Genomic DNA, 3,561 nt, shown 5'->3' with positions numbered 1-3,561 from the left:
CGCGGCCGCATGACCACGGGGCAGGTCATCGTGCGTTCGGCCGTCCAATCGGCCGCCCGCTCGCTCGGGTCCTCGGTGGCGCGCGAGATCATGCGTGGTGTGATGGGCGGCATCCGGCGCTGATCGCCCTGCCGCGATTGACTTCCCGCTTCACGGCGCCACGTCCCGCTTGACAAGAGGGCGGCTTGGCCGCGGGAGGCTCATCATGGACATGCGCGCGCTCGGACGATCTGGCTTGAAGATCGCGCCGCTGGTGTTTGGCGGCAATGTGTTTGGCTGGACGGCCGACGAGGCGACGAGCTTCGCCCTGCTGGACGCTTTTGTGGATGCTGGCTTCAACGCGATCGACACGGCCGATGTGTATTCGCGTTGGGCGCCGGGCCACCAGGGCGGCGAGTCGGAAGCCGTCATCGGCCGTTGGCTGAAGGCGAACCCGGGCAAGCGCGACAAGGTGCTGATCTCCACCAAGGTCGGCATGGAGCTCGGCCCCGACCGCCAGGGGCTGTCGGCCCGCTGGATCGCCACGGCGGCCGAGGATTCGTTGCGCCGCCTCGGCATCGAGACGATCGACCTGTACCAATCCCACAAGGCGGACGATGCTGTACCCCATGCCGAGACGCTGGGCGCCTACGCCAAGCTGATCGGGGCCGGCAAGGTGCGGGCGATCGGCGCTTCGAATTTCAGCGCCGCGCAGCTTGCGGCGGCGCTCGAGATCGCCAAGGCCGAGGGGCTGCCACGCTACGAGGCGCTGCAGCCGGAATACAACCTTTACGACCGCGCCAGCTATGACGGCCCGCTGCGCGACCTGGCGATCCGCGAGATCCTGGGCGTCATCCCCTATTTCGGCCTTGCGGCCGGCTTCCTGACCGGCAAATACCGCTCGGAGGCCGATCTCAACCAAAGCCCACGCGGCAAGGGGATCGCCAAATATCTGAACCCGCGTGGCACTCGCATTCTGGCGGCGCTCGATGCCGTATCGGGCGACCTCGGCGCCAAGCCGGCGGAGGTGGCGCTGGCCTGGCTGATGGCGCGTGAAGGCGTCACGGCCCCGATCAGCAGCGCCACGTCGCTGACGCAGCTCGAAAGCCTGATGAAGGCGGCGCGGCTGCGCCTGCCCGCCGATGCCGTGGCGGCGCTCGACGGTGCCAGCGATCAATCGGCAGGCTGATCCTCGGCATCGAGGTCGAGGATCTGCGGCGCGTGGCCCGTGGTCTCCAGAAAGGCCACGAGGTCGGCCGGCGCGATCGACGTGGTCCTGGTGTTGATCAGCGGGTGGCAATTGACCGTCTCGCCGCGGTGAGACGCTTGTCGAGAACCACCCGCACGAGGCCTGCGGTGTCGTTGATCACGGCAAAGGGCGATACCGAACCGGGCCGGACACCGAGATGCTCGAAAAGCGCTTCGGGCGACGCAAAGGACAGCCCGCCCTTGGCGCCGATGAGGCCGCGCAGGCGCTTCAGGTCGACGCTGCGCTCTTCGTCGAGCGTCACCAGGAAATAGGTCTTCTTGTTGTCGCGCAGAAACAGGTTCTTCGTGTGGGCGCCGGCGATCAGGCCGCGCAGCGCGCGCGACTCGTCCACCGTGAACACGGCGGCATGGTCGGTCGTGTGGCTGGCGATGGCGAGATCGGCCAGGCGGGCCAACAGGTCTTCGGGGCTGAGCGGCACGGGAACTCTCGCAAAAGGCGCGACGGACTCGCCAAGCGGCGCCGCATCGCGGATGATCCTTCAGTGAGAAGCGGAGCGCCGCAGCCGCGTCAAGCGCGGGATGAGGACGCCGTCGGACGAAGGGGAAACGTCGTGGATGTTGCGAACAAAGCGCGCCAGGGAAGCGCGAAGCGGTCGCTCGCGCTCGATGCGGCCAGGGTGTCGCGGCTCGAGCGCGACCATTACGCTATCATCGACATCGGCTCGAATTCCGTGCGGCTCGTCGTCTACGACGGCATCGGCCGGGCGCCGCTGCCGCGTTTCAACGAAAAGTCGCTGTGCCGCCTCGGTGAGGGCCTGGCCCAGACCGGCGCCATCGCGCCCGAGAATTTCAGCCGTACCATCGAGGCGTTGCGCCGTTTCCGCGCCATCGCGGACGCCATGGGGGTGGATCGTATCGACGCCACCGCCACCGAGGCCATGCGGCGCGCCAGCAACGGCCCGGAGCTGCAACGCCTGATCGAGGCCGAGACGGGTTTGACCATCCGCATCCTGAGCGGCGCCGAGGAAGCGCGGTTCGCGGCGCTCGGCGTCGTTTCGGGCTTCTTCCGCCCGGTCGGCCTTGTGGGTGACATGGGCGGCGGCAGCCTGGAGGTCGCGGAAGCGCTCGACGATCACGTCGGCGATCGCTGGGTGAGCCTGCCGCTCGGGGCGCTGCCGGTCGAGGCTCTGATGGCGCAAGGGCTGTCGGCCGCCAAGGACCGTATCGACGCCATGCTGAAGGCCGACCTGCCGCCGGCCCTGACCCGGCCGGTGTTTTACCCCGTGGGCGGCGGCTGGCGGGCCTTCGCACGCGTCCACCAGATGGCGGTCGGCGCGCCGATCCATGTGGTGCACGGCTACACGCTGTCGACCGATGCGGTGCGGGACTTCGCCAAGACGCTTTATCGCATGGCGCCCGACAAGCTCGCGGGCCTGCCCGGCATGCCGGCGCGCCGCGCCCGGACCCTGCCGGCTGCGGCGCTGCTGCTCGACCGGGTGCTGAAGCGCCTGGCACCCGAAGAGGTGGTGTTCTCGGCCCTCGGGCTGCGGGAAGGGTGGCTTTATTCTCAGCTGAGCGAGCGCGAGCGTTACCTCGACCCGCTGGTCGAGGGCGCCCAGGCGATCGGCCTGCCGCTCGCGCGCGTGCCTGGATTCGCGCCCGAGTTGGTGCGCTGGACCGCGACGCTCTTTCCGGGGGAGACGGCGGCCGAAACGCGGCTGCGGGTCGCGGTCTGTGCCTTGTCGGATCACGCTTGGCGCGACCACCCGGATGTGCGGGCCGAGGAAAGTTTCCGCCGGCTGCTGCATTTCCCATTCATCGGCATCACCCATGCCGAGCGGGCTTATCTGGCCAGCTGCATCCATGCCCGCTACGGCGGCAAGTTCGACGATCCTTACCTTGGGCCGGCGCAGGCTTTGTTGTCCAAGGCGGCCCGCAGGCGCGCCCAGGTGCTCGGCCGTGCCATCTCGCTGGCCTACCGCATTTCGGCCGGCATGCCGCCGGTGCTGGCGGGCTCGCGCCTGACGGTCGCGTCCGACTGCGTCCATCTGGCGGTCGGCGAGGCGGCCCGCGTGCCCGACAGCGAGGCGGTGGCGGATCGCCTGAAGCTGCTGGCCAGCGCCATCGGCCTCAAGAAGTTCCGGGTCGAGACGCTGGCCGGCTCGACCTGAGGCACCCTGCGTCCGGCGCGTTCAGCGCGCGGCGCCGATCAGCTGCGCGATCGGGTCCTTGTGGGCCGGCGCCGTGGCCTTGTGTGTCGGCGCCGCAGCCTCCTTGTGGGCGACGGCGGCCGGGTGGGTTACGGGCTTCTTGGCCGTGTGCGGGATCGGCCTGGGGGCTGGAGCCGGCGGGGGCGCGGCCGGCGTCGCATCG

2 protein-coding genes and 2 pseudogenes are annotated in these 3,561 nt (G+C 69.6%); 2 read left to right on the top strand and 2 right to left on the bottom strand.

All coding sequences use genetic code 11. The features are described from left to right. Positions 1–205 precede the first annotated feature (205 nt). Positions 206–1,168 (top strand): aldo/keto reductase, encoded by a 963-nt coding sequence (locus tag P7D22_RS22640; RefSeq protein ID WP_319936510.1) that lies wholly within the window; start codon positions 206–208, stop codon positions 1,166–1,168. Here P7D22_RS22640 and P7D22_RS22635 read toward each other — a convergent pair. Then, positions 1,153–1,667 (bottom strand): annotated as a pseudogene (locus P7D22_RS22635) (prolyl-tRNA synthetase associated domain-containing protein). The gene P7D22_RS22640 and the pseudogene P7D22_RS22635 sit on opposite strands and share 16 nt — an antisense overlap. Positions 1,668–1,799: 132 nt before the next feature. Between P7D22_RS22635 and P7D22_RS22630 the strand changes: the two are divergent. After that, positions 1,800–3,359: a Ppx/GppA family phosphatase gene (locus P7D22_RS22630; RefSeq protein WP_319936509.1), complete on the top strand. Its 1,560-nt coding sequence runs from the start codon at positions 1,800–1,802 to the stop codon at positions 3,357–3,359. A gap of 21 nt (positions 3,360–3,380) precedes the next feature. On the opposite strand, the pseudogene P7D22_RS22625 reads toward P7D22_RS22630, so the two are convergent. Beyond that, a pseudogene (locus tag P7D22_RS22625) lies at positions 3,381–3,561 on the bottom strand (hypothetical protein); the annotation flags it as partial.

It is taken from the genome of Lichenihabitans sp. Uapishka_5 (assembly GCF_033947565.1).
Taxonomy (GTDB): domain Bacteria; phylum Pseudomonadota; class Alphaproteobacteria; order Rhizobiales; family Beijerinckiaceae; genus Lichenihabitans.
The sequence above is the reverse complement of the archived record's forward strand: the minus strand, read 5'-3'. Positions and strand labels throughout refer to the sequence as shown.

Coding starts and splice junctions, on each gene's coding strand:
- P7D22_RS22640 (WP_319936510.1), top strand. CDS start 206: ATGGACATGCGCGCGCTCGGACGATCTGGCTTGAAGATCGCGCCGCTG.